We start from the raw sequence: 24509 nt of genomic DNA, 5'->3' as shown, positions 1-24509 counted from the left end.
CTAAAAGTCTGAAGATTCGCAGAGCCGGCATTGTAACAGCAGGTTCCGGAGGACGCTTAGGCTGAATTATCGGCGATAACTATCAAAATGTTTGATATACGCCCCGGCACATACCCTGTGGGAGCGAGCTTGCTCGCGATTGCGGTGTATCAGCAGCGTATTCGTCAACGGAAAGTCTGCCATCGCGAGCAAGCTCGCTCCCACAGGGTTCTGTGTCGGTCATCGGCTCTGGGAAGCATTCGAATCAAACGGATACGGCTGTTTCCAGCGTTCAAAAATCGGTTTCAGCTCGCCGCGTTTCACCAGTTGCTCCATGCGCTGGTCGAACAGGGCCATTAACGTACGCGCCTTCGGGGTCTTGGCGAAGCACAGATACAGCGGCAACTCGGCGATATGGGTGCGCCGCAGCTGGGACGGATCCTTGGCGCGGTTGATGACATAATCGACTTCGGTCAGGGCATCGATGTAGAAGTCGGCACGATTGTGGATCAGCATCGACACGATGCCGGTACGCCGCTGCACTTCGTCGAAGTGGCGCACATTGGGCAAGTAATCCTGGTAGTCGTAGCCGCGGACCCAGGCCAGTCGATAATTGCCCAGGGTTTGCGGGGTGGGTACCGGACTGCTGGCCAGGCCCAGGGCATAGATGTGATCGGTGTCGAAGCTCCAATGGGGATAGAGCACACCCTCGGACTCGTCACGATAGGATCCGACGCAGGCATCGACTTCGCCACGTTCGGCCAGGCCCAGCGAACGCAAGTAGGGTTCGGTGCGGATGTCGACCTTGACGCCCGCCGGCTCGAACACTTGCCGTAGTACGTCCCAACCCAGTCCATGACCGTCAGCGGCGGTGTAGTCTTCCCAGTCTTCGCTGGCCAGATGAATCACCGACGGCGGCGCAGCACTCCCTCCCCCCGCCTGGACAAAAGAGCAAAACATCGCGAACGCCATCACCATCAATCCGCGTACAGCCATCCCCCGCTTCCCCCGATAAACAGCTCTCATGATCAACGCCTGGAAATCCCCGGTCAGGCGAAAAACCACACCAGTCCCTGCATCGCCAACCAGGCGAACACCCCGGCCAGGACATCATCGAGCATGATGCCCACGCCGCCATGTACGTGCCGGTCAATCCAGCGTATCGGCCATGGCTTGAGAATGTCGAAGAAGCGGAACATCAAGAAACCCGCCAGCAACCACTGCCAACCTTCCGGCACCAGCCACAGGGTGATCCACATCCCGACCATTTCGTCCCAAACGATGCCTTCATGGTCGTGTACCCGCAAATCGTCGGCCACTTTGCCGCACAGCCAGAAGCCGAACAGCATGGTGATGCCCAGCATCAGCCAGTAACCCCAGTCGGGCAGCATTTGCCACAACGGAATAAAGGGTAGCGCAACCAGCGACCCCCAAGTGCCAGGCGCCTTTGGCAAGGTGCCGGAGCCGAAGCCGAACGCCAGGAAATGCCATGGATTACGCCAGACCGACGGCGGTACGAATTCCGCCGGAACCTGTTTGGGATGATCTGTCACGGTGACTCCCGAAAATGTTGATAACCCCGGGCTTGCGGGGTGATGTCTTGTCCGTTGGCATCCAGCAGTGTCACACCTTGCCCATTCACGACGCGCCCAATCACATGGATCGGCCAGCCATCGGCCAGCAATAGCGGCAACTCGACGGACGGTAAGGTGAAGGCCAGGACGTAATCGTCGCCGCCGCTCAAGGCCGCAACCTGTGCATCCGATTGGCCGAGAAAGTCGACCAGGCTCTGCGACAGCGGCAAACGATCCCGCTCGACCTCGATACCGACCTTCGACGCCAGCGCGATATGCCCGCAATCCGCGAGCAGTCCGTCAGAGATATCCATTGCCGAAGTGGCCTTGCCCCGTAGCGCCTGACCCAAGCCGAGCTGCGGTTGCGGCGACCAGTAATGCGCCAACAACGGCTCGGCAATGCTCGCTTCGGCTGTGCGCTGGCCGAGCACCAAGGGCAAGGCACCGGCGGCATTGCCCAGGTTGCCGCCGACACACAGCAGGTCGCCCGGTTGCGCACCGCTGCGGGTCAGCGCCAGACCGGCCGGCACGCGCCCGAACACGGTCATGGTCAGGCTCAACGGCCCGCGGGTCGTGTCACCGCCCACCAGCGCCACGCCACAGCTTCGCGCCATCTGGTTCAAACCTCGGGCATAGGCTTGCAGCCAATCGGCGGTCACCGTCGGCAAGGTCAGGGCAAGGGTAAAGGCAATCGGGGTAGCGCCCATGGCGGCCAGGTCGCTGACCGCAACGGCCAGCGAGCGCTGACCGAGCAGAAACGGATCGCAGGGATCGGCGAAATGCACGCCGGCCACCAACGTATCGGTAGAGATCGCCATCTGTTCCCCGGAGGGAACAGCCAGCAAGGCGCAGTCATCGCCAATCCCGAGGGCAACGCCTTCGCCGCCCTGCGCACAAGGCGCGGCGGCGAAGAAATTGCGGATCAGCTCAAACTCACCCATTGGGTATCCTGTCTCACCAATACTGTTCATTTTTTAGCGGCGTCTGGTGTCGCCATACTGCGTTGCCGCTCCTCGCCATAGCACGCTATGACTCGTCGCGGCGCCTTGTCTGACAACACCAGTCACTCGCTAAAAAACGAACGTATCGGCGAGACAGGACACTAGATCCAAGCGCTAATCAGCGCTTGAACGCCTTGACTTCAGCTTCACGCAGACGCGGGGCCAGCTTGTCGAGCACACCGTTGACGAACTTGTGGCCGTCGGTGGAACCGAAGACCTTGGCCAGTTCGATACCCTCGTTGATCACAACGCGGTACGGCACGTCGACGCGCTTGAGCAGCTCCCAGGTGGACAGGCGCAGAACGGCCAGTTCAACCGGGTCCAGCTCTTCGATGGTCAGGTCCAGGCATGGCGTGAGCGCGGTGTCGATTTCGGTCTTGAACTGCGGAACCCCGTGCAGGATCTCGCGGAAGTACGCGCCGTCGACATCGCTGAAATCGTTATCGACCCGGAACTGCGCTTCGATCTCGTTCAGCGACTGCTTGGCCATGTGCCATTGGTACAGCGCCTGGGTTGCGAGCTGACGGGCTTCGCGACGCTTGACGCTTTTCGATGGCTTGCCGGCATCCGCAGGCTTTGGATCGCGCGGGTTGAAACGATCGCTTTCGTCGCTAATCACTTGGCCTCCAACTGCGCCAGCAGGCTGACCATTTCCAGAGCGGACAGGGCAGCTTCAGCACCTTTGTTCCCGGCCTTGGTGCCGGAACGTTCAATGGCTTGCTCGATGGAATCAACGGTCAGGACGCCGAAAGCGACCGGAACGCCGAACTCCATGGACACCTGGGCCAGGCCCTTGGTGCACTCGCCAGCCACGTATTCGAAGTGCGGAGTGCCGCCACGAATGACCGCGCCCAGGGCGATGATTGCCGCGAATTCGCCTTTCTGGGCGACTTTCTGCGCAACCAGCGGAATTTCGAAGGCGCCAGGCGCGCGGATGATGGTGATGTCGCTTTCGCTCACGCCGTGGCGAACCAGGGCATCAACTGCACCGCTGACCAGGCTTTCAACGACGAAGCTGTTGAAACGGCCCACTACCAGAGCGTAGCGGCCTTTAGGGGCGATGAAGGTACCTTCGATGGTCTTCAGGGTCATTCGATAGATCTCTTAAAGAGCCGGGACGCGTCTCGTACGCGCCCCTCGGTGATATTTGAACCGCGAATTCAAGGCCGGAAACAACCGGTCATTATTCGGAGGGCACGTATTCTACAACTTCCAGATCGAAACCGGATATCGCATTAAATTTCATGGGTGCCGACATCAGGCGCATTTTGCGCACGCCGAGGTCACGCAGGATCTGCGAACCGGCACCGACAGTGCTGTAGGTGGTCGGTTTTTTCACCGCGGCGTGATCGGCGGTTTCGCGGATGTGCGCGAGCAACACGTCGCCATCGAGCGGGTGACCGAGCAACAGCACAACACCGCTGCCGGCCTCGGCAACCGTGGCCATGGCGGCGCGCAGGCTCCAGCGGCCCGGTTGCTTGACCATCAGCAGGTCGCGCAGCGGGTCCATGTTATGCACCCGAACCAGGGTCGGTTCTTCGGCACACACGTTGCCCAGGGTCAGCGCCATGTGCACGTCGCCTTCCACGGAATCACGATAGGTCACCAGGTTGAATTGGCCCAGTTCGCTGTCCAGTGGCTGCTCGGCAATCCGCTGAACGGTACGTTCGTGGATCATCCGGTAGTGAATCAGGTCGGCGATGGTGCCGATCTTGATGTCGTGCTCGGCGGCAAATGCTTCCAGCTCGGCGCGACGGGACATGGTGCCGTCGTCGTTCATCACTTCGCAGATCACGCCGCTCGGCTCGAAACCGGCCATGCGCGCCAGGTCGCACGCCGCTTCGGTGTGGCCGGCACGGGCCAGGGTACCGCCGGCCTGGGCCATCAGCGGGAAGATGTGGCCCGGGCTGACGATATCTTCAGCCTTGGCATCACGGGCGGCGGCAGCCTGCACAGTGCGCGCACGGTCGGCGGCGGAAATACCGGTGGTCACACCGGTGGCCGCTTCGATCGATACGGTGAACTTGGTACCGAAACCGGAACCGTTGCGCGGGGCCATCAACGGCAGCTTGAGCAGTTCGCAGCGCTCGCGGCTCATCGGCATGCAGATCAGGCCACGGGCGTGCTTGGCCATGAAGTTGATGTGCTCGGGCTTGCAGCACTCGGCGGCCATGATCAGGTCGCCTTCGTTCTCGCGGTCTTCGTCATCCATGAGGATGACCATCTTGCCTTGGCGGATGTCTTCAACCAGTTCTTCGATGCTATTGAGCGCCACAAGGCACCCCCTTGAGTCAGGATTTGAGGTAGCCGTTTTGGGCCAGAAAGCTTTCGGTAATGGTGCTGCCAGGCTTTTGCGAAGAGCCTGGCTCTGCGGCCTTGTCGCCCAAAAGCAGACGCTCCAGGTAACGGGCCAGCAAATCCACTTCCAGATTCACCCGGCGGCCAGGCTGGTACGACGCCATGATGGTTTCGCTCAGGGTGTGCGGAATGATGGTCAGCAGGAACTCGGCGCCATCGACTGCGTTCACGGTGAGGCTGGTGCCGTCGACGGTGATCGAGCCTTTATGGGCGATGTACTTGGCCAGGTCCTTTGGCGCGCGGATGCGGAATTCCACGGCGCGCGCGTTCTCGGTACGGGCAACCACTTCGCCCACGCCGTCGACGTGACCGCTGACCAGATGCCCGCCGAGGCGAGTGGTCGGGGTCAGGGCTTTTTCCAGATTGACCGGGCTGCCGCTTTTCAGGTCGTTCATGGCGGTGCAGTCGAGGGTTTCGCGACTGACGTCCGCCGCAAAGCCATTGCCCGGCAGTTCAACGGCAGTCAGGCACACGCCGTTGACCGCGATGCTGTCGCCCAGTTTGACGTCGCTCAGGTCGAGCTTGCCGGTTTCGACGTGAACCCGCACATCACCGCCCTTTGGGGTCAATGCACGAATACTGCCGATGGATTCGATGATGCCGGTAAACATGAGGTTCTCCTCGAGAACAAAGCCAGCGCTGTAGCGTTGACCGGAAATTATACGCTCGCGGTTGACGTAGGAATGGCAATGACTCGCCAGTCATCGCCCACTGCGCGAATTTCAATGATTTTAAGCTCGGGCGCATCCTTCATTTGCGCGAGCGGCCAGTCCAGCAGCGGCCGCGCCGAAGAGCCCAGGAACTTGCCGGCAATGAAAATCTGGAACTCGTCCACCAGACCGAGTTGGGCAAAGGCACCTGCCAGGCGCGGACCGGCCTCAACCAGCACCTCGTTGACGCCACGGGCTGCGAGTTCAACCAATAGCTGACGCAGATCGACCTGGCCGTCGTAACCCGGCACGATCAGGCATTCCGGACCATTGGCGTATTGCTCTTCCACCGCCACGCAGGTGGCAACCAGCGCCGGGCCGGCCTTGAAGAACGGTGCATCCAGTGGCACCCGCAGACGACCGTCGACCAGCACCCGCAGCGGCAGGCGGCTCATGGCCAGTGCGGTTTGCTCGGCATCCAGCCCCAGCTCATCGGCTCGCACGGTCAGCCGCGCGTTGTCCGCCAGAACCGTGTCGGCGCCGGTCAGTACCACGCTGGCCTGGGCACGAAGGCGTTGCACCGCAGAACGTGCGGCCGGACCGGTGATCCACTGGCTTTCGCCGCTTTCCATCGCCGTGCGCCCGTCCAGGCTCATGGCCAACTTGACCCGCACGAACGGCAAGCCGTGTTCCATGCGTTTCAGGAAACCTTGGTTAAGCTTTCGCGCCTCGCTTTCCAGTACGCCGCTTTCGGTGGCGATACCGGCCTGTTCCAGGCGTTGTAGACCACGACCGGCGACTTCCGGGTTCGGGTCCTGCATCGCCGCGACCACCCTGGCCACACCGGCATTGACCAGTGCATCGGCGCAAGGCGGTGTGCGGCCGTGGTGGCTGCAAGGTTCAAGGGTCACGTAAGCGGTGGCGCCACGAGCCTGCTCACCGGCCGCGCGCAAGGCGTGGACTTCAGCGTGGGGCTCGCCGGCGCGCTCGTGCCAGCCTTCGCCGACAATCTGCCCGCCCTGCACAATCACGCAACCGACCCGCGGATTGGGGTGCGTCGTGTAATGCCCCTTGCGCGCCAGCTCCAGGGCACGGGCCATGAAATGAGCATCGAGGATGGCTTGTTCTGCGGGCGTGGTCATTCTTTCACCGGTTCACGGGCCAGGCGATCGATCTCTTCGCGGAACTCGTTGAGGTCCTGGAAGCGGCGATATACCGAAGCGAAGCGGATGTAGGCGACTTCATCGAGCTTCTGCAGCTCGGCCATCACCAGTTCGCCGACCACAAGGGATTTGACCTCGCGCTCGCCGGTGGCGCGCAGTTTGTGTTTGATGTGCACCAGCGACGATTCGAGGCGCTCGACACTCACCGGGCGCTTTTCCAGCGCGCGCTGCATGCCGGCGCGGAGTTTTTCTTCGTCGAACGGCTGGCGACTGCCGTCGGTTTTGATCAGGCGCGGCAACACCAGTTCAGCCGTCTCGAACGTCGTGAAGCGCTCGCCGCAGGCCAGGCATTCACGCCGGCGGCGCACCTGTTCGCCCTCGGCGACCAGACGCGAGTCGATGACCTTGGTGTCGTTGGCACCGCAGAAGGGACAGTGCATGGTGGCAGGCAACAAAAAAAGGGAGGGCCATGGTAGCGCATCCCGGTGGCAAGACAAGCCATAGGGTTTGCGGTATACAGACGGGATGATCACTTGATCCATGGAATTCAGCTTTATGGAGCCACCAATGTCGTTACGTCCGCTCATTTTGCTCAGTGTTTTCAGCCTGCTGGTGGCTTGCGGCAGCGATGCACCCAAGCCCCAGCCGCCAACGCCTGGCCCGGCGCCGCAGCAAGCGCAGAAGAAGGCCCGGGAGGCCGCCAACCTCGGCCCCCTGCCTGCCTATCAGCGTGAACTGAGCGGTACCCTACAAGGCGTTCCAGCCGGCGCTGAAGTCGAACTGGCATTGCTGGTGATCGACGAAAAGAACCGCCCGCAGCAATTGCTCGCCAGTTCCAGCCTGATCGGCAACAACCAGGTGCTGGCGTTTCACCTGCGTTTCAACCCGGAATCCTTCCCGGCCGGGGCCCGCGTTGAACTGCGAGGCCGCGCCAGCCAGTCCGGACAGTTGATCCTGCACCTGCCGTCGCAGCTGATTACCCAGCCGACCACCCAGGCCCTGGGCCAACTGCAATTCGTCAAAGCCCCATGAATGCACCGCTCGACCTGCAAAAGGCGTTGGGTGAACTACTCGGTGATGCGCAATTGGTCGCCTGTGAGTTACCAGGGACCGACCTGAAGTTGTGGCTGATCGACGGCGACAACATGGACCGCGCCTTCAGCCCGGAAGAAACCCGGCGCATCCTGCATGAGCCACCGTACTGGAGCTTTTGCTGGGCCAGCGGGTTGGCCGTGGCCCGTTACCTCGCTGACAACCCGCATTGGGTCGAAGGCAAGCGTGTGCTGGATTTTGGCGCCGGGTCTGGCGTGGCGGGGATTGCCGCTGCCAAGGCCGGGGCGCTGGAAGTGCTGGCCTGCGACCTCGACCCGCTGGCGATTGCCGCGTGTCGGGCCAATGCCGAGCTCAATGACGTAGAGCTCAACTACTCGACGGATTTTTTCGCCGAGGCTGATCGCTTCGATCTGATCCTGGTGGCGGATGTGCTGTACGACCGGGCCAACCTGCCGCTGCTCGACCAGTTCCTCAGCCGCGGCCGAGAGGCGCTGGTGGCGGATTCCCGAGTGCGGGACTTCCGCCATCCGTTATACCGGCGCATAGAGATGCTGGAGGCGATGACCCTACCGGATCTGGCCGAGCCCCACGAGTTTCGGCATGTGAGCCTCTACCACGCCGCCCGCGCCTGACCGTATAGTTGCCCCATTCACGCTTTTACGAGATTGCCCATGAGTCAGGAAACGCCGTACATCTTCGACGCCACGACTGCCGATTTCGACCAGTCGGTGATCGAGAACTCTTTCCACAAGCCGGTGCTGGTGGATTTCTGGGCCGAATGGTGCGCGCCCTGCAAAGTGCTGATGCCGATGTTGCAGAGCATTGCCGAGAGCTATCAGGGTGAGTTGCTGCTGGCCAAGGTCAACTGCGACCTCGAACAAGACATCGTCGCCCGCTTCGGCATCCGCAGCCTGCCGACCGTGGTGCTGTTCAAGGACGGTCAGCCGGTAGACGGCTTTGCCGGTGCCCAGCCGGAATCCGCCGTGCGCGCCCTGCTCGAACCCCATGTGCAGATGCCGCCACCGGCCGCTGCCGATCCGTTCGAACAAGCCCAGGCGCTGTTCGATGACAGCCGCTTTGCCGATGCCGAAGCGCTGCTCAAAGTGATCCTGGGTGAAGACAACACCAACGCCAAGGCACTGATCCTCTACGCCCGCTGCCTGACCGAGCGCGGTGAACTGGGCGAAGCGCAAGCCGTGCTGGATGCGGTCAAGAGCGACGAGCACAAGGCCGCGCTGGCTGGCGCCAAGGCACAGATCAAGTTTCTCGGTTTGGCCAAGGACTTGCCGGATGCCGCCGACCTGAAGGCCCGGCTGGCAAAAGACCCGCTGGACGATGAGGCGGTCTATCAACTGGCGATCCAGCAACTGGCCCGTCAGCAGTACGATGCCGCGCTGGATGCCTTGCTGAAGCTGTTCATCCGCAATCGCAGCTACAACGAAGGCTTGCCACACAAGACCTTGCTGCAGGTGTTCGAGTTGCTGGGCAATGATCATCCGTTGGTGAGTACCTACCGCCGCAAGTTGTTTGCCGCGCTGTACTAAGCCGTCTCGATCCAGCTGTAGAGCGGCGTATCCCCGCCGCTCACTACCTTCACATCCGAACTATGGCGCAAACGCACCAGCAGGCGCTTGCCCGCCGCCGCGCTCCCGGTCAGGCCTTCGAGTTGATCGAGCAAGTCCGGCCCGCTCAACTGCCCGGTCTTGCGCAGCAAATCCCTGGCGATCTGCCACAGCGCATCATCCGGATTCAGCGGTTTCGCCGCTGGCGCGCTGACAGGGGATTTTTCCACCTGCAACTGCGCCCCTAGCCGCGCCCAGTCCGCGTCGTCCATCTCCAGGGTCAAATCCACCGGCCAGTCGCCGATGCTTCCGCGAATTCGCAACATAGGTCTGCTCCCGCACATTTCTTCCCGGCATGCTCCCATGGGACTTGTGCAACGCCAAGCGGGCAGTCAAACTCTCCGCACTTACGTTATAAGATTACATAACAATTTCTTCATTTTACTTTTCGGAGACTCGTCATGCGTCGTCTGCTTCTCGCCCTGCCGTTTGCCATGTTGCCGCTGGCTATCGCCCATGCCGCCGACGAACACGATCATGAGCATGGCAGCCTGGGTGCCCACGAACATGGCGTGGGACGCCTGAACGCGGTGCTGGATGGCAAGACCCTGGAGCTGGAGCTGGAAAGCCCGGCCATGAACCTGGTGGGTTTCGAGCACGTCGCCACCAGCGACGCAGACAAAGCCAAAGTCACCGCCACCCGCGCACAACTTGAGCAACCACTGGCCCTGTTCAACCTGCCAAAAGCCGCCGGTTGCGTGGTAGAGAACCAGGAACTGGAAAGCCCGTTGTTCGGCGACAAGCCCGATGCCGACGATGATCACGATGAAGACGCCAAGGACGAAGACGGCCACGAACATCATCACGATCACAGCGAAATCCACGCTCGCTATCAGTTCACCTGCGCCACGCCTGCGGCACTGAAGTCGCTGGACCTGGCGAATATTTTCACCAGCTTCCCAGCCACCCAAAAAATTCAGGTACAACTGATCGGTCCGAGCGGGCAGCAAGGGGTTGATGTGACGGCCAAGGCTGCGGCCCTGAAGTTCTGAATTCACTCACCACCAACCAGACCGGTTTCACATGACCCAAGCACTCATCGAACTGTCCGACCTGAGCTTCAGCTGGCCCGGTCACCCGCCGCTGCTGGACATCCCGGCGTTTCGCCTGGAGCGCGGCGAGACCCTGTTCCTCAAAGGCCCCAGCGGCAGCGGCAAGACCACCCTGCTCGGCTTGCTCGGCGGCGTGCAGAAGCCTGATCGCGGCAGCATCCGCCTGCTCGGCCAGGAACTGACGCAACTTTCGGCCGGCGCCCGCGACCACTTCCGCGTCGATCACACCGGCTACATCTTTCAGCAGTTCAACCTGCTGCCGTTTCTGTCGGTGCGTGAAAACGTCGAACTGCCCTGCCACTTCTCGAAACTGCGCGCGGAACGGGCGAAACAACGCCACGGCAGTGTCGACAAAGCCGCCGCCACGCTGCTCGCCCACCTGGGTTTAAAGGATGAAAACATCCTCGGTCGCCGCGCCGACTCGCTTTCCATCGGCCAGCAGCAACGAGTCGCCGCCGCCCGCGCGCTAATCGGGCAACCGGAACTGGTTATCGCCGACGAGCCGACCTCGGCCCTCGATTACGACGCCCGCGAGAACTTCATTCGCCTGCTGTTCGCCGAGTGCCGCGAAGCCGGGTCGAGCCTGTTGTTCGTCAGCCACGACCAGAGCCTGGCGCCGCTGTTCGACCACAACCTTTCGCTGGCCGAACTCAATCGCGCCGCTACCCCGTCCGAGGTCTGAGATGTATCTGTTTCGTCTAGCCATGGCCAGCCTGGCTAACCGTCGCTTCACCGCGATCCTCACGGCGTTCGCCATTGCCTTGTCGGTGTGCCTGTTGCTGGCAGTGGAGCGCGTGCGCACCGAAGCCAAGGCCAGTTTCGCCAGCACCATCAGCGGCACCGACCTGATCGTCGGCGCCCGCTCCGGCTCGGTGAACCTGTTGCTGTACTCGGTGTTCCGCATCGGCAACGCCACCAACAACATCCGCTGGGACAGCTTCGAACACTTCGCCAGCAACCCGAAAGTGAAGTGGGCGATTCCGATGTCTCTCGGCGACTCCCATCGCGGCTACCGGGTGATGGGCACCACCGAAGCCTACTTCGAGCATTATCAATACGGACGCCAACAACACCTGGAACTGGCCGATGGCCGGGCCTTTGCCACTGACCCGTTCGAAGTGGTTCTCGGCGCCGAAGTGGCCGATGCACTGCACTACAATCTCGGCGACAAACTGGTGCTGGCCCACGGCGTGGCGGCAATCAGCCTGGTCAAGCACGACGACAAACCGTTCACCGTGGTCGGCATTCTCAAGCGCACCGGCACCCCGGTGGACCGCACGCTGCACATCAGCCTCGGTGGGATGGAAGCGATTCACATCGACTGGCACAACGGCGTGCCGGCCCGGGGCGAGGGGCGCATCACCGCCGATCAGGCGCGCAACATGGACCTGACGCCGCAAGCGATCACCGCGTTCATGCTCGGCCTCAACAACAAGATTTCGACCTTTGCCCTGCAGCGGGAAATCAACGAATTCCGTGGTGAGCCGATGCTGGCGATCCTGCCGGGTGTGGCGTTGCAAGAGCTGTGGAGTCTGATGGGCACCGCGGAAAAAGCCTTGTTCGTGGTCTCGCTGTTTGTGGTGCTGACCGGGTTGATCGGCATGCTCACCGCCATTCTCACCAGCCTCAATGAACGCCGCCGGGAAATGGCGATCCTGCGCTCGGTGGGCGCACGCCCCTGGCACATCGCGACGCTGTTGGTGCTCGAAGCCTTTGCGCTGGCGCTGTCGGGCGTGATCGCCGGCGTGGCGTTGCTGTATGTGTGCATCACGGCGGCCCAGGGTTATGTGCAAGCCAACTACGGCCTGTTCCTGCCGCTCTCGTGGCCGAGCGAGTATGAATGGACGCTGCTCGGTGGCATCCTGATCGCCGCGCTGCTGATGGGCAGCGTGCCGGCCTGGCGCGCCTATCGCCAATCCCTGGCCGATGGCCTGTCGATCCGTTTATGAGGACGTTGAAAATGCCCCGCGCTGTACTTGCGCTGTTGATGCTGATCGCCCTGCCCCTGTGGGCGGCACAGCCAAAAGACCTGACCTGGTCGGAGATGATCCCGCCCGACGCGCCGAAAGAAGTCCCGAACATGACGCCGCTGCACGATCTGTCGCAGATGAGCAGCACGCTCTCGGCAGAGTCGGCACCAGCAGCCAAACAGGACATGCCCAACGCACCGGTGGTCAAGGCCCTCGACGGCCAGAACATTCGCCTGCCGGGCTACATCGTGCCGCTGGAAGTGAGCGAGGAAGGCCGCACCACGGAGTTTCTGCTGGTACCGTATTTCGGCGCCTGCATCCATGTGCCGCCACCGCCGTCGAACCAGATCGTGCACGTCAAGAGCGAAGTCGGCGTGAAGCTCGACGAGTTGTATCAGCCTTACTGGATCGAAGGCGCGTTGCAGGTCAAGGCGTCCACCAGCGAGTTGGCGGATGCCGGGTATCAGATGGCGGCGGACAAGATTTATCTGTATGAATTGCCGGAGTGAGCCCGGTGGTTTTGTGCTGTCTGTCAGTCCCTCTTCGCGAGCAGGCTCGCTCCCACATTTGGAATGCGTTCCACCTGTTGGAGCGAGCCTGCTCGCGATGAGGCCAGCAAAAACACCATAAAATCCAACCCCTTCCCACTTTCATTGAGCTGCATCAAAAGACCGAATAGTTAGCCGGCTTACCATTGGACATCGCAAATTTTTAACGTCCTCTGGAGCCCCCCATGAACAAGTCCATGCTCAGCGCTTCGCTGGTTGCCCTCGCGCTCGCAGCCCCGCTCGCCCACGCCTACGAGGCCGGCGACATCATCCTTCGTGCGGGCGCCATCACCGTTAACCCGAAAGCCGACAGCTCCAGCGTAAAGGTCGACCAAGGTCCGCTGGCCGGTACCAACCTGGGCGGCAAGGCGACCATGGACAGCGACACACAGCTGGGCCTGAACTTCGCCTACATGCTCACCAACAATTGGGGGATCGAACTGCTCGCCGCCACTCCGTTCGAGCATGACGTGAAACTCAAAGGCACCGCCCTGCCTGCCGCCAATGGCAAACTCGGCTCCCTGAAACACCTGCCGCCGACCCTGAGCGTGGTGTACTACCCGCTGGATTCGAAGTCGGCCTTTCAGCCGTACGTCGGTGGTGGCATCAACTACACCTGGATCTACGACGAAAGCCTCAGCAGCGAAGCCAAGTCCGCCGGCTTCAGCAACTTCAACGCGAAGAACTCCTGGGGTCTGGCCTGGCAGGTCGGTGCCGACTACATGCTGACCGAACATGTCATGCTCAACGCCCAGGTGCGCTACATCGACATCGATACCCGCGCCACCGTCGAGAACAACTCGATTGCACCGGGCACCCGCGCCAAGGTCAACGTAGACGTCGATCCGTTTGTGTACATGGTCGGCCTGGGCTACAAGTTCTAAGCGACATCGCTGGAAGAATGTTCACGTGGTGGTGAACCTGGCTGTTGTGGCGAGGGAGCTTGCTCCCGCTGGGTTGCGAAGCGACCCTAAAACCGGCAAAAGCGGTGATTCAAACAAACCGCATTGACTGGATTTACGACTGCTGCGCAGTCGAGCGGGACGATGCGGCGCTCCGACAAGCTCCCTCGCCACAGGAATTGCACAAGCTGTAACGTAAATTCCGGCCGTGAAAAAGGCGCCTGTCAAAGGGCGCCTTTTTCATGTTCGCGATTCAGGTTTGTAAAACCCTCAGCGCCCCAGCAACCGCGCCAGCCCGACACGCATCGGTGTCTGCTCCGTGGTAGTGAAACGTTCCAACAGACGCCGGTTGTTCGCCCGGGAATGACGAATGTCACCGGAGCGCGCCGGGCCGTAGCTCACCGGTGGCAACTTGCCGACCACGGCTTCGAGCGCTTCGAGCATTTGCTTGAGGGTCGTCGCCTGGTTCCAGCCAACGTTGACCGCACCGTCTTCGACCCGGGGCTTCTCGATGGCCTGCACCAGCAAGTCGACCAGGTCTTCGACGTAGACAAAATCCCGAGTCTGCTCACCGTCGCCGAACACCGTGATCGGCAAGCCCTTCAGTGCACGCTCGCTGAATATGCTGATCACCCCGGAGTACGGCGAGGACGGATCCTGGCGCGGACCGAAGATGTTGAAGAAGCGGAAAATCACCGGTTCCAGCGCATGCTGGCGGCGGTAGAAGTCGAAGTATTGCTCGCTGGCCAGTTTGTCCACCGCGTAAGGCGTCAGAGGCGCCTTGGGCGTCTCTTCGTCGATCGACTCACCTTCGCCATTGTTGCCATACACCGCTGCGCTGGAGGCAAACAGCACGCGTTTGACCCCGGCCTGGCGCATGGCTTCGCAGACGTTCAGCGTGCCGATGAAGTTGCTCTGGTGCGTACGCACCGGATCGTCCACCGAAGCCTGCACCGAAGCCACGGCCGCGAGATGCGCCACGGCGCTGCAACCGGCCATCGCTTGGGCAACCAAAGCCGCATCGGCCACGTCGCCGACGATCAGTTCGACCCTGGGATTGTCCAGCGGCAGATTGCTGCGCTTGCCGGTGGACAGGTCATCGAGAATCCGCACCGCATGGCCCTTGGCAAGCAGCGCGTCAGTCAGGTGTGAACCAATGAAACCGGCACCACCGGTGATAAAAACGGGGCCGTCAGCCATGGCGATAGAACCTGTCCAGTAGACCGGGAAGCGCCGCACGCCAGGCGCGTGGTTTGATCCCGAAGGTGTGCAGAATTTTCTTGCAGGCCAATACCGCGTGTTGCGGCTCTTCGGCAGCATCCGGACGCGCGGCGTGGGCCTGGGCGGTCGGGGCTTCGATGGCCAGCGGATGCAGGCTGCGGGCTTCGGTCAGAATCGCCTGCCCCAGCGCCAGCGGCGTGGTCGCCTCATGCCCGGCGTAGTGGTAGGTGCCCCACAGCGGTGCGGCGCAATCGAGTTGCTTGAGCACTGAAATGATCACGCGGGCAGCATCGTCGACCGGCGTCGGATTGCCGCGCCGGTCGTCGGCCATCAGCAGTTCTTCGGGTTGTTCGGCACGGGCGAGGAAGCGGCCAAGGGCGCCGTCCGGGCTGTCGTCCAGCAGCCAGCCGAAACGCAGCAGCACGTGTTGCGGGCAGGTGGCGCGCACGCTTTGCTCGATCCGCCACAAGGCCTGACCCCGCAGGCCCAGGGGCACCGGTTCGTCTTTTTCGCTGTAGGCCGTGGCACGGGAGCCGTCGAACACGCGATAGCTGGAAGGTTGCAGCAGGACGATGTTGTGGTGCTGGCACAGTTCCGCCAGACGCTCGATCGCGCGCTCCTGGCCGGCCAGGCGCGATTCGCTCACTGCCTCGGCCTGAAACCAGTCGAAGTAGTAGGCAAGGTTGATCAATGCATCGGGACGAGTGTCGTCGAGCAATTGTGTCAGGCTCGCGGCATCCCAGCCGTCTTGCGGCGGGCGGGGGGCGAGGAAACCGATGTCTTCCTCCGCACCGAGGCGAATCAGCGCCTGCCCAAGGGCATTTCCGCCGCCCAGTAACATAAGGCGCATTCGCATAGAGTCAGCAGGCCCAGTCTGATTGAAACAATGGCGTTATCGACACCGCGCCCTGGCGATGTCGTTGATAATTGCCGGAATCGTTGCATTTTGCGGGTTTAGTGCGCAACCGTCACCCGTAAAGTGTAGATGCCTGAGTTTTGCAGTGCTGCCACTGGCCCCTGTGGCGAGGGGGCTTGCCCCCGTACGGCTGCGCAGCAGTCGCAAAATTGTTGAAGGCGGTTTGCCTGTTACACCGCGTTTGCGGATTTTGGGGCCGCTTCGCGACCCAACGGGGGCAAGCCCCCTCGCCACAGGTTTACCGATCAACCAGTGGTACTTGCATCTTGAGCCCCCCACCCGCATAAATTGCTGCATGAACCTGCCCATCCCCGCAGACAGTGCCCTGAGCGGCTTCCACCCTGCCGTCAGCGCCTGGTTCAGCCACACATTCCCGGCGGTCACCGCCGCCCAGGCCCGGGCGTGGCCGTTGATCCGCCAGCGCCGCTCGACCCTGGTCGCCGCGCCCACCGGTTCCGGCAAGACCCTCACCGCCTTTCTCGCCGTCATCGACGACCTGGTGCACCGCGGCCTGGAAAGCCCCGAAGGCTTGCCCGACGCCACCCTGGTGGTCTACGTCTCGCCCCTCAAGGCGCTGTCCAACGACATCCAGATCAACCTGCAAAACCCGCTGGCCGGCATTACCGAGCAATTGCGCGTGATGGGCCTGCCGCAATTGCTGATCACCACCGCCGTGCGCACCGGCGATACACCGCAAAAAGACCGTTCGGCGATGCGCAAAACGGCGCCGCACATTCTGGTGACCACGCCGGAATCCCTGTATGTGCTGCTCGGTTCCGATTCCGGCCGGCAGATGCTCGGCACGGCACGAACGGTGATCGTCGACGAGATCCACGCCATGGCCGCCAGCAAACGCGGCAGCCACCTGGCACTGAGCCTTGAACGCCTGCAAGCACTCTGCCCGGAGCCGCTGCTGCGCATCGGTCTGTCGGCCACGCAAAAGCCCATCGAAGCCGTTTCGCGCTTCCTGGTCGGTCGCGACCGTCCGTGCGAGATCGTCGACATCGGCCACGCCCGCCCCCGCGACCTGGATATCGAAGTGCCGCCCGTGCCGCTGTCGGCCGTGATGGCCAACGATGTCTGGGAACTGGTCTACGACCGCCTCGCCGCCCTCGCCCGGGAGCACCGGACCACGTTGATTTTCGTCAACACCCGGCGATTGGCCGAACGTTTGAGCCGGCACCTGAGCGAGCGCCTGGGCAAGGCTGCCGTGGCGGCCCACCACGGCAGCCTGGCCAAGGAATTTCGCCTCGATGCCGAGCAGCGACTCAAGCGCGGCGACCTGCAAGTGCTGATCGCCACGGCATCGCTGGAACTGGGGATCGACATCGGCGACGTCGACCTGGTGTGCCAGATCGCCTCGCCGCGTTCGATTGCCGGGTTTCTGCAACGGGTCGGCCGCTCCGGGCACCAGGTCGGCGGCACTCCCAAAGGCCGATTGTTCGCCACCACCCGTGACGACCTTATCGAATGCGCCGCGCTGCTCGACTGCGTACGCCAGGGCGAACTCGATACCTTGCTGATCCCGCAAGCGCCGCTTGACGTGCTGGCGCAGCAGATCATCGCCGAGGTCAGTTGTCAGGAGTGGTCGGAGCAAGCGCTGCTGGAGATGCTGCGCCGCGCCTCGCCCTACGCCGCACTCGACGACAAACACTATCAGGCGCTGCTGCACATGCTCGCCGAGGGTTACAACGGCCGTCAGGGCATCCGTAGCGCCTACCTGCATCGCGATGCCGTGAGCCGCACCCTGCGCGGCCGCCGGGGCGCGAAACTGACGGCTGTGACCAGTGGCGGGACCATTCCTGACAACGCCGACTACAGCGTGCTGCTGGAGCCTCAAGGGCTGAACATCGGCACCATCAACGAAGACTTTGCGGTGGAAAGCATTGCTGGGGATGTCTTCCAGTTGGGCAATACGTCCTATCGGATCCTGCGGGTGGAAACCGGCAAAGTCCGGGTCGAGGATGCCCAGGGCCAGCCGCCGACCATTCCGTTCTGGCTCGGTGAAGCGCCGGGGCGCAGCGCCGAGTTGTCCTCGGCGGTGGCGCGCTTGCAGGCGCAACTCGACGACCTGCTGGGTACTGCGCCAGGCAACTTGCAACCAGCGCTCGACTGGCTGACCGAGACCCTGGGACTGAACCTCGCCAGCGCAGAACAATTGGTGGACTATCTGGCCCGCGCGCGACAAGCGCTGGGAGCCCTGCCATCCCAAGACACGCTGCTGATGGAACGTTTTTTCGACGAGTCCGGCGGCACCCAACTGGTCATTCACACGCCATTCGGCAGCCGCATCAACCGCGCCTGGGGCCTGGCCCTGCGCAAGCGTTTCTGTCGCACCTTCAACTTCGAATTGCAGGCCGCTGCCAGCGAAGACGCCATCGTGCTGTCGCTGTCCACCAGCCACAGTTTTGAACTGGACGACGTCTGGCGCTACCTGCACAGCAACAGCGCCGAGCACATCTTGATTCAAGCCGTGCTCGACGCGCCGCTGTTCGGCGTGCGCTGGCGCTGGAATGCCGGTGTAGCCCTGGCCCTGCCGCGCTACAGCGGCGGGCGCAAAGTGCCGCCGCAGATCCAGCGGATGAAAAGCGAAGACCTGATCGCCAGCGTGTTTCCCGATCAGATCGCCTGCGTGGAAAACCTCGCCGGCGAACGGGAGATTCCCGACCATCCGCTGGTGGAACAGACCCTCGACGATTGCCTGCACGACGCCATGGACAGCGAGGGCTGGCTGGCCTTGTTGCGGCGCATGGAACGCGGCGACATTTGCCTGATCAGCCGCGACTTGCCGGCGCCTTCGCCGCTGGCGGCGGAGATTCTCAGTGCCCGGCCCTATACCTTTCTCGACGATGCACCGCTGGAGGAACGCCGCACTCAAGCGGTGCTCAACCGCCGCTGGAGCGACCCGCAATCCACCGACGATCTCGGTGCCCTGGACGCAGAGGCGATTGCCGCCGTGCGCGACGAGGCCTGGCCGACGCCCTCCGCTGTCGATGAAATGCACGAGGCCTTGATGAGCCTGGCGTGCATCACCGACGCCGAAGCCGGAGCCAATCCGCAGTGGCTCGACTGGCTCACGACCCTGGCCGACAGCGGACGCGCGAGCCGTTTGCAGATCAACGCCAGGCAATCGCTGTGGCTGGCACTGGAACGCCTGACCTGCCTGCGGGCGATTTATCCACAGGCCGAATTGACGCCATCGCTGCAAGCGCTGCCGGACTTCGACGAGGCCTGGGAACCCGACGACGCCATCCTAGAACTGATCCGCGCACGGCTCAGCGCCTTCGGGCCGCTGGCGCTCGATCGTATTGCCGAACCACTCGGATTGCCCGCTGCGCAGGTCAACCAGGCCCTGGCGCAACTGGAACGCGAAGGCTACGTGCTGCGCGGTCGCTTCACCCCGGGCACCGCCCAGGAAGAATGGTGCGAGCGGCATTTGCTGGCGCGGATTCACCGCTATACGGTCAAGCGCCTGCGCCGGGAAATCGAACCAGTGGCGTTGCAGGATTTCATGCGATTCCTGTTCGATTGGCAGCATGTGTCGAGCGCAAGCCAGGGTCAGGGTGCGGCGGTACTGACTGTCGTCGTCGCGCAATTCGAAGGCTACCCTGCCGCCGCGTCAGCCTGGGACAGCGACATCCTGCCTGCACGGATCAAGGACTACTCGGCGACCTGGCTGGATGAGTTGTGCCGCAGTGGCAGACTGGTGTGGACGCGCCTGACTGCACACAACAAAAGCGCCAGCACCGCGCTGCGCAGCACGCCGATTGTGTTGCTGCCGCGCAACCGGGTCGGCCTCTGGAGCGGCTTGACCGAACAGACGCCGGTCAGCGAACTGTCGCCGAAAACGCAAAAGGTCCACGCCGCCCTCAGCCAGCATGGCGCGCTGTTTTTCGACGAGCTGATCCATGAGGCCCACCTGCTGCGTTCAGAGCTGGAAATCGCCCTGCAGGAACTGGTGGGCGCCGGACTGGTGAATGCCGACAGCTTCGCCGGATTGCGCGCACTGATCACCCCGGCCAGCAAGCGCCAGCCTCGCAACAGTCGGCGTGGACGCGGGGCATTCATCGGTGGCATGGACGACGCCGGGCGCTGGACCCTGTTGCGACGCGCGCCTGCCGCGCCGGTGGTGCAAAACCAGCGGACGCCTGCCGAAACCCTTGAACACATCGCCATGACCTTGCTGCGCCGTTACGGCGTGGTGTTCTGGCGCTTGCTGGAACGTGAGGCGGACTGGCTGCCGAGCTGGCGCGAACTGCTGCGCACTTTCCATCGCCTGGAGGCACGCGGCGAGATTCGCGGCGGGCGGTTTGTCAGCGGCCTGGCGGGCGAGCAATTCGCCCTGCCCGAGGCGATTCCCTTGTTGCGGGAGGTGCGGCGTCGGCCCCATGACGGCAGCCTGGTCGCAGTGTGCGGGGTCGATCCGCTGAACCTCGCCGGCACGCTATTGCCCGGCGCGAAAGTTCCGGCGCTGGCGAGCAATCGGCTGGTCTATCGCGACGGCTTGCCGGTTGCTGCCGAGATTGCCGGCAAGCAGCAGTTCTGGGGGGAGCTGGATCAGCAAGTCAGTGCCGAGGTGCGCGGCAAATTGATCCGGCATTGACGGTGTCTGGTCTGGCGCCTTCGCGAGCAGGCTCGCGAAGGCGCCAGCACGGCCAAAAAAACTATTGAGACCGCGGCCGATCCGGCATCAGCACCGCCGAATGATCCGGCTCATGCCCTGCCTCGGCTGGCGGCTCGACCGGATGCCTCGGCACCAGCGCCTGCTGTGGATAAGTCTGCGCGAAGTTCACCCACGGGCAGTTATCCACAAGCTTTTTCAAACGCTGGTTGAAAGCCCGGCTCACCGCGTATTGACCACCGGACACCGTGCGGAATTGCGCGGTCAGCACCACTCCGTTGAGGTCCATCTTGTCGACGCCAAACACATCCAGCGGTCCTTGCAGGTTGTAGCGCAGGAACGGGTCGTTGCTGATGGAATGCCCGGCCTCGCGGATCAATTCGATTGCCTTGTCGACATCGGTGTCGTAGGTGAATTGAACCGAGAAAAACGCATAGGCGAATTGCCGCGATTGGTTGGTCACGGCCTTGATCTGCCCGAACGGCACCGAGTGCACGAAGCCCTTGCCGTCGCGCAGGCGCAAGGTACGGATGGTCAGGCCTTCGACGGTGCCTGCGTGACCGGAATCGAGCACCACCCAGTCACCGATGGACAAGGTGTCTTCGATGATGATGAACAGCCCGGTGATCACGTCCTGCACCAGTTGCTGGGAACCGAAACCGATCGCCAGGCCGATGACCCCGGCACCGGCCAGGAACGGTGCGACGTTGATCCCCAGGTTGGCCATGGTGGTGATCGCGCAAATCACCACCAGGATGATTTTGATCGCGTTGCGCAACAGCGGCAGGATGGTTTTCACCCGCGTACTCGGCTGGTGCGCCGAGCGCTTGTTGGTCGGTGGTTTCAGGGCTTCCTGAATCGCCGTGTCGAGCACCACCCACACCATCCAGGTCACCAGCAGAATGAAACCGATGTGGCTAAGGGAATCACTGATCGCCCGGCCCACGGCGTTGGTCACTGCGAATTCGAACAGCGACACGCCCCAGATCCGCCCGAGGATATCGATGAACACGATGGCCATGCCGATGCGTAGCAAGGCGTGGGACAGATTGAGAAAGCGCTCCTTGTAGGCGCTGCTGCGGCGCAGGTCCGCCTCGCTGCGCGCCTTGAACAGATGATGTAGCGTGGTACTGAGAAACACCGTCGCAATCAGCAACACCGTGGTGAACAAGGCGCTGCGCAGCACTCTCTGGTTGTCGGCCCCGGCACCGATCAGATTGATGATCGAAACCAGTACCATCAACAGAATCGGCCAATACCAGAGCCCGGAAAATATCCGCAGGGTTTCACGCAACGCCGGCTGCTTGAGGCGCTGGGCCAGCGGCAAGATACGGATCACATGGGCGACCGGGCGACGCATGCGGATCACCAGCAAGCCAAAGGAAATCGACGCTGCCAACCCGGTGAACACGGCGATGCTGCTGGTGAGATTGTTGCCCAATTGATGGGCGATCTGCGGGCTGGTCAGGGCGTCGCTCAATGCCACCAGAAAGCCGATAACGAACAACGGTCGGGGACTGCTCTCGCGGATGATCTGCACCGCCCGCCGCTTGTGCCCGGCATTGAACACCACCACCAGCGACAGCACCAATGACGCGGAAAATATCCCCGCGCTAGTGGCATAAGCCAGACACAGCGCCAGCGCCCGTCCCGCCGATATCGGCAAAAACTGACTGGCATAAATCGTCAGGGGCAGGCTGACCACCGCTGGAAGGGTGTAGGGCAGCACGTAGCCGAGCAACGCCTGGCCCCGCTCACGACTGAGCAGCAGACGATGCTCGCACAGACGCCTGGCGGCCATCCGCCCAAGCAGCCAAAGACAGGCAAACACGGCCGCCCACACGCAGGTCAGCAGCAGGAAATCGCCGGCGACGCTCCAGGGCGAACGGGCCGAAGGCTGATTGACCAACTGATCCACTTCATCGGCCGCGCGGTCGGCACGCAGGCGCCAGACGTCGACGAGGTTTTCGTTGAGATCGAGTTTGGTCTGGACCTCGTCGATGCTTGAACTGATGGCCCCCAGTAATCCGCCTTGCACCAGCGGTTCGGGGTGGACCGGCGGCGTCGCGGCGGTCGCGGTGGCCGGCAGCCCCGGTATCGCGGCGGCTTCCAGTTGCTCGCTGCCCACAAACAGCAACGCTCCCAGCAGTATCGCGGTCTTGAGCCTGATCAAAACACCCGCTCCTTTGGCTGTGTCGGTAAGGAACTGATTGAGAAATGCCGGGCAAGTTCGGATATTGCCTCTGGATAGCCGGATGGCGATTGCCCATGTGGCGAGGGAGCTTGCTCCCGCTGGGGTGCGAAGCGCCCCCAAGACCTTTCAGTCAAATTCATCAGATTCACCGCGTTCGACGAGCTTGCGACTGCTACGCAGCCGAGCGGGAGCAAGCTCCCTCGCCACAGACTAACATCCGCGCTCGCGATCTTTGCGCTCAAGGCAAATATCAAATGTCCATCCCTGTATTTTTCTGAACGAGCCAAATCCCGACACTGCGCTCCATCGAATCAACCTCCGGAGTTGCAGCCATGCCCATTGCCTTGCTCGCGCTGACCCTCAGCGCCTTTGCCATCGGGACGACCGAGTTCGTCATCGTTGGCCTGTTACCCACCATCGGCGCCGACCTCGGCGTCAGCCTGCCGTCCGCCGGCCTGCTGGTCAGCCTGTATGCCCTTGGCGTTGCCGTCGGCGCCCCGGTGCTGACCGCCCTCACCGGCAAGGTTCCGCGCAAATTGCTGCTGCTGTCGCTGATGGTGCTGTTCACCCTCGGCAATTTGCTGGCGTGGCAAGCACCGAGCTACGAGTCGTTGATCCTCGCACGGATCGTCACCGGCCTGGCCCACGGGGTGTTTTTCTCGATCGGCTCGACTATCGCCACCAGTCTAGTGCCGAAGGAAAAAGCCGCCAGCGCGATTGCCATCATGTTCACCGGCCTGACCGTTGCGCTGGTCACCGGCGTGCCGCTGGGGACATTCATCGGCCAGCATTTCGGCTGGCGTGAAACCTTCCTCGCCGTTTCGGCCCTGGGCGTGATCGCCTTCATCGGCAGCCTGATCTACGTGCCGAAAAATATCGCCCACAGCAAACCCGCATCGCTGTTGCAGCAATTGCAGGTACTCAAGCAACCGCGCCTGCTGCTGGTGTATGCCATGACGGCCGTCGGCTACGGCGGCTCGTTCATTGCCTTTACCTTCCTCGCGCCGATTCTTCAGGACCTCTCCGGCTTCAGCGCCAGCACCGTCAGCCTGGTGTTGCTGGTCTACGGCATCTCCGTGGCGGTCGGCAACATCTGGGGTGGCAAACTGGCGGACAAGCGCGGCCCGATCAGCGCCCTGAAAATCATCTTTGCCCTGCTCGCCGCCGTGTTGTTCATGCTGACCTTCACCGCCGGCAATCCGTGGCTCGCGCTGGCCACCGTGCTGGTCTGGGGCGCTGTGGCGTTCGGCAACGTGCCGGGGTTGCAGGTGTATGTGGTGCGTCAGGCCGAGCATCACACCCCGCAGGCGGTGGACGTGGCGTCCGGCCTGAACATCGCAGCGTTCAACCTCGGCATTGCCGGTGGCGCCTGGGGCGGTGGCTTGATCGTGGCCCACATGGGCTTGATTCACACCGCGTGGATCGGTGGTCTGGTGGTGTTGGTGGCGCTGGCGTTGACCGCGTGGAGTGGACGCCTTGATCGCCTCGGCCCGGTGTATGCCGAACCGGCTGAGGGCTCTACCCGCATTATCACGGGCCACTGATAAACCCTGTGGGAGCGAGCAGACTCGCTCCCACATTGAGTCTGTTGTGATGTGTTAACTGTGTACCGTCCGTAGCCCCATCGAAACTTTCGCCGTCGCCCCAGAGTCATCCAATGACAGGAGCCGTCAGGCGGGAGGCGA

The 24509-nt window shown here is 62.5% G+C and carries 23 protein-coding genes; 10 read left to right on the top strand and 13 right to left on the bottom strand.

The window, feature by feature from the left end:
• Positions 1-219: 219 nt before the first annotated feature.
• From VC35_RS17250 to nrdR, 9 genes are all read right to left on the bottom strand, one after another.
• Positions 220-975, bottom strand: coding sequence for a substrate-binding periplasmic protein (locus VC35_RS17250; RefSeq protein WP_046041644.1), 756 nt, complete (start codon positions 973-975; stop codon positions 220-222).
• 53 nt (positions 976-1028) lie between these two features.
• Positions 1029-1532 carry a phosphatidylglycerophosphatase A family protein gene (locus tag VC35_RS17245; protein ID WP_007970166.1) on the bottom strand — a complete coding sequence of 168 codons (504 nt, stop codon included), beginning with the start codon at positions 1530-1532 and terminating at the stop codon, positions 1029-1031.
• Positions 1529-2494, bottom strand: coding sequence for a thiamine-phosphate kinase (gene thiL / locus VC35_RS17240; protein ID WP_046041643.1), 966 nt, complete (start codon positions 2492-2494; stop codon positions 1529-1531). The genes VC35_RS17245 and thiL overlap by 4 nt, the downstream gene beginning before the upstream one ends.
• A 178-nt stretch (positions 2495-2672) precedes the next feature.
• Positions 2673-3173, bottom strand: coding sequence for a transcription antitermination factor NusB (gene nusB, locus VC35_RS17235; protein WP_003185935.1), 501 nt, complete (start codon positions 3171-3173; stop codon positions 2673-2675).
• Entirely contained in the window at positions 3170-3646 is a 477-nt protein-coding gene (ribH, locus tag VC35_RS17230; protein ID WP_003228649.1) for a 6,7-dimethyl-8-ribityllumazine synthase, read from the bottom strand. The genes nusB and ribH overlap by 4 nt, the downstream gene beginning before the upstream one ends.
• Before the next feature lie 91 nt (positions 3647-3737).
• On the bottom strand, positions 3738-4829 hold the full coding sequence (gene ribBA / locus VC35_RS17225) for a bifunctional 3,4-dihydroxy-2-butanone-4-phosphate synthase/GTP cyclohydrolase II (protein ID WP_007984459.1): 1092 nt from the start codon (positions 4827-4829) through the stop codon (positions 3738-3740).
• Positions 4830-4845: 16 nt separating this feature from the next.
• Positions 4846-5523 (bottom strand): riboflavin synthase, encoded by a 678-nt coding sequence (locus tag VC35_RS17220; protein WP_046041642.1) that lies wholly within the window; start codon positions 5521-5523, stop codon positions 4846-4848.
• A 47-nt stretch (positions 5524-5570) separates the two neighbouring features.
• Positions 5571-6704, bottom strand: coding sequence for a bifunctional diaminohydroxyphosphoribosylaminopyrimidine deaminase/5-amino-6-(5-phosphoribosylamino)uracil reductase RibD (gene ribD, locus VC35_RS17215; RefSeq protein ID WP_046041641.1), 1134 nt, complete (start codon positions 6702-6704; stop codon positions 5571-5573).
• Positions 6701-7165 carry a transcriptional regulator NrdR gene (gene nrdR, locus VC35_RS17210; protein WP_003228656.1) on the bottom strand — a complete coding sequence of 155 codons (465 nt, stop codon included), beginning with the start codon at positions 7163-7165 and terminating at the stop codon, positions 6701-6703. The genes ribD and nrdR overlap by 4 nt, the downstream gene beginning before the upstream one ends.
• Positions 7166-7292: 127 nt before the next feature.
• Here nrdR and VC35_RS17205 point away from each other — a divergent pair, with 127 nt between their 5' ends.
• The 3 genes from VC35_RS17205 to trxA are packed head-to-tail and all read left to right on the top strand — an operon-like array spanning position 7293 to position 9322.
• On the top strand, positions 7293-7757 hold the full coding sequence (locus VC35_RS17205; protein WP_046041640.1) for a YbaY family lipoprotein: 465 nt from the start codon (positions 7293-7295) through the stop codon (positions 7755-7757).
• Entirely contained in the window at positions 7754-8410 is a 657-nt protein-coding gene (locus VC35_RS17200) for a class I SAM-dependent methyltransferase (RefSeq protein WP_046041639.1), read from the top strand. Before VC35_RS17205 ends, VC35_RS17200 begins: the two co-directional genes overlap by 4 nt.
• 39 nt (positions 8411-8449) lie before the next feature.
• Positions 8450-9322, top strand: coding sequence for a thioredoxin (trxA, locus tag VC35_RS17195; protein ID WP_046041638.1), 873 nt, complete (start codon positions 8450-8452; stop codon positions 9320-9322).
• On the opposite strand, the gene VC35_RS17190 is transcribed toward trxA, so the two are convergent.
• The gene (locus VC35_RS17190; RefSeq protein WP_046041637.1) at positions 9319-9666 is read right to left on the bottom strand and encodes a hypothetical protein; all 348 of its coding nucleotides are present in this window, start codon (positions 9664-9666) and stop codon (positions 9319-9321) included. The two genes, trxA and VC35_RS17190, sit on opposite strands and share 4 nt — an antisense overlap.
• A 135-nt stretch (positions 9667-9801) precedes the next feature.
• On the opposite strand from VC35_RS17190, the gene VC35_RS17185 reads away from it, so the two are divergent.
• The 5 genes from VC35_RS17185 (at position 9802) to VC35_RS17165 (ending at position 13854) form a co-directional block, all read left to right on the top strand.
• Positions 9802-10392, top strand: a complete 591-nt coding sequence (locus VC35_RS17185) for a DUF2796 domain-containing protein (RefSeq protein ID WP_046041636.1) — start codon at positions 9802-9804, stop codon at positions 10390-10392.
• Positions 10393-10423: 31 nt separating this feature from the next.
• Entirely contained in the window at positions 10424-11134 is a 711-nt protein-coding gene (locus tag VC35_RS17180) for an ABC transporter ATP-binding protein (protein WP_046041635.1), read from the top strand.
• 1 nt (position 11135) lies between these two features.
• Positions 11136-12401: an ABC transporter permease gene (locus VC35_RS17175; RefSeq protein WP_046041634.1), complete on the top strand. Its 1266-nt coding sequence runs from the start codon at positions 11136-11138 to the stop codon at positions 12399-12401.
• Between the two features lie 11 nt (positions 12402-12412).
• A complete protein-coding gene (locus tag VC35_RS17170; protein ID WP_046041633.1) occupies positions 12413-12931 on the top strand; it encodes a DUF3299 domain-containing protein in 519 nt (172 codons plus the stop codon).
• A gap of 224 nt (positions 12932-13155) precedes the next feature.
• Positions 13156-13854, top strand: a complete 699-nt coding sequence (locus VC35_RS17165) for an OmpW/AlkL family protein (RefSeq protein ID WP_046041632.1) — start codon at positions 13156-13158, stop codon at positions 13852-13854.
• 288 nt (positions 13855-14142) lie between these two features.
• Here the strand turns inward: VC35_RS17165 and VC35_RS17160 are convergent, their stop codons facing one another.
• Together VC35_RS17160 and VC35_RS17155 are read right to left on the bottom strand one after the other, a co-directional pair.
• Positions 14143-15072: an NAD-dependent epimerase/dehydratase family protein gene (locus VC35_RS17160; RefSeq protein ID WP_046041631.1), complete on the bottom strand. Its 930-nt coding sequence runs from the start codon at positions 15070-15072 to the stop codon at positions 14143-14145.
• The gene (locus tag VC35_RS17155) at positions 15065-15949 is read right to left on the bottom strand and encodes a sugar nucleotide-binding protein (protein ID WP_046041630.1); all 885 of its coding nucleotides are present in this window, start codon (positions 15947-15949) and stop codon (positions 15065-15067) included. The genes VC35_RS17160 and VC35_RS17155 overlap by 8 nt, the downstream gene beginning before the upstream one ends.
• A gap of 355 nt (positions 15950-16304) precedes the next feature.
• Between VC35_RS17155 and VC35_RS17150 the strand changes: the two genes are divergently transcribed.
• Complete coding sequence (locus VC35_RS17150) at positions 16305-20612, top strand: DNA glycosylase AlkZ-like family protein (protein WP_046041629.1); 4308 nt, start codon at positions 16305-16307, stop codon at positions 20610-20612.
• Positions 20613-20673: 61 nt separating this feature from the next.
• On the opposite strand, the gene VC35_RS17145 is transcribed toward VC35_RS17150, so the two are convergent.
• On the bottom strand, positions 20674-22803 hold the full coding sequence (locus VC35_RS17145) for a mechanosensitive ion channel family protein (protein ID WP_046041628.1): 2130 nt from the start codon (positions 22801-22803) through the stop codon (positions 20674-20676).
• 353 nt (positions 22804-23156) lie between these two features.
• On the opposite strand from VC35_RS17145, the gene VC35_RS17140 reads away from it, so the two are divergent.
• Complete coding sequence (locus VC35_RS17140) at positions 23157-24368, top strand: MFS transporter (RefSeq protein ID WP_046041627.1); 1212 nt, start codon at positions 23157-23159, stop codon at positions 24366-24368.
• Positions 24369-24509: the final 141 nt, after the last annotated feature.

The sequence above is a fragment of the Pseudomonas fluorescens genome, from assembly GCF_000967965.1.
Taxonomy (GTDB): Bacteria; Pseudomonadota; Gammaproteobacteria; order Pseudomonadales; family Pseudomonadaceae; genus Aquipseudomonas; species Aquipseudomonas grandcourensis.
The sequence above is the reverse complement of the archived record's forward strand: the minus strand, read 5'-3'. Positions and strand labels throughout refer to the sequence as shown.

Excerpts from the sequence above, each read along its gene's own strand:
- VC35_RS17250 (WP_046041644.1), bottom strand. The coding sequence starts at position 975 with ATGGCTGTACGCGGATTGATGGTGATGGCGTTCGCGATGTTTTGCTCT.
- thiL (WP_046041643.1), bottom strand. The coding sequence starts at position 2,494 with ATGGGTGAGTTTGAGCTGATCCGCAATTTCTTCGCCGCCGCGCCTTGT.
- ribH (WP_003228649.1), bottom strand. The coding sequence starts at position 3,646 with ATGACCCTGAAGACCATCGAAGGTACCTTCATCGCCCCTAAAGGCCGC.
- VC35_RS17220 (WP_046041642.1), bottom strand. The coding sequence starts at position 5,523 with ATGTTTACCGGCATCATCGAATCCATCGGCAGTATTCGTGCATTGACC.
- ribD (WP_046041641.1), bottom strand. The coding sequence starts at position 6,704 with ATGACCACGCCCGCAGAACAAGCCATCCTCGATGCTCATTTCATGGCC.
- nrdR (WP_003228656.1), bottom strand. The coding sequence starts at position 7,165 with ATGCACTGTCCCTTCTGCGGTGCCAACGACACCAAGGTCATCGACTCG.
- VC35_RS17205 (WP_046041640.1), top strand. The coding sequence starts at position 7,293 with ATGTCGTTACGTCCGCTCATTTTGCTCAGTGTTTTCAGCCTGCTGGTG.
- VC35_RS17200 (WP_046041639.1), top strand. The coding sequence starts at position 7,754 with ATGAATGCACCGCTCGACCTGCAAAAGGCGTTGGGTGAACTACTCGGT.
- trxA (WP_046041638.1), top strand. The coding sequence starts at position 8,450 with ATGAGTCAGGAAACGCCGTACATCTTCGACGCCACGACTGCCGATTTC.
- VC35_RS17190 (WP_046041637.1), bottom strand. The coding sequence starts at position 9,666 with ATGTTGCGAATTCGCGGAAGCATCGGCGACTGGCCGGTGGATTTGACC.
- VC35_RS17185 (WP_046041636.1), top strand. The coding sequence starts at position 9,802 with ATGCGTCGTCTGCTTCTCGCCCTGCCGTTTGCCATGTTGCCGCTGGCT.
- VC35_RS17180 (WP_046041635.1), top strand. The coding sequence starts at position 10,424 with ATGACCCAAGCACTCATCGAACTGTCCGACCTGAGCTTCAGCTGGCCC.
- VC35_RS17175 (WP_046041634.1), top strand. The coding sequence starts at position 11,136 with ATGTATCTGTTTCGTCTAGCCATGGCCAGCCTGGCTAACCGTCGCTTC.
- VC35_RS17170 (WP_046041633.1), top strand. The coding sequence starts at position 12,413 with ATGCCCCGCGCTGTACTTGCGCTGTTGATGCTGATCGCCCTGCCCCTG.
- VC35_RS17165 (WP_046041632.1), top strand. The coding sequence starts at position 13,156 with ATGAACAAGTCCATGCTCAGCGCTTCGCTGGTTGCCCTCGCGCTCGCA.
- VC35_RS17160 (WP_046041631.1), bottom strand. The coding sequence starts at position 15,072 with ATGGCTGACGGCCCCGTTTTTATCACCGGTGGTGCCGGTTTCATTGGT.
- VC35_RS17155 (WP_046041630.1), bottom strand. The coding sequence starts at position 15,949 with ATGCGAATGCGCCTTATGTTACTGGGCGGCGGAAATGCCCTTGGGCAG.
- VC35_RS17150 (WP_046041629.1), top strand. The coding sequence starts at position 16,305 with ATGAACCTGCCCATCCCCGCAGACAGTGCCCTGAGCGGCTTCCACCCT.
- VC35_RS17140 (WP_046041627.1), top strand. The coding sequence starts at position 23,157 with ATGCCCATTGCCTTGCTCGCGCTGACCCTCAGCGCCTTTGCCATCGGG.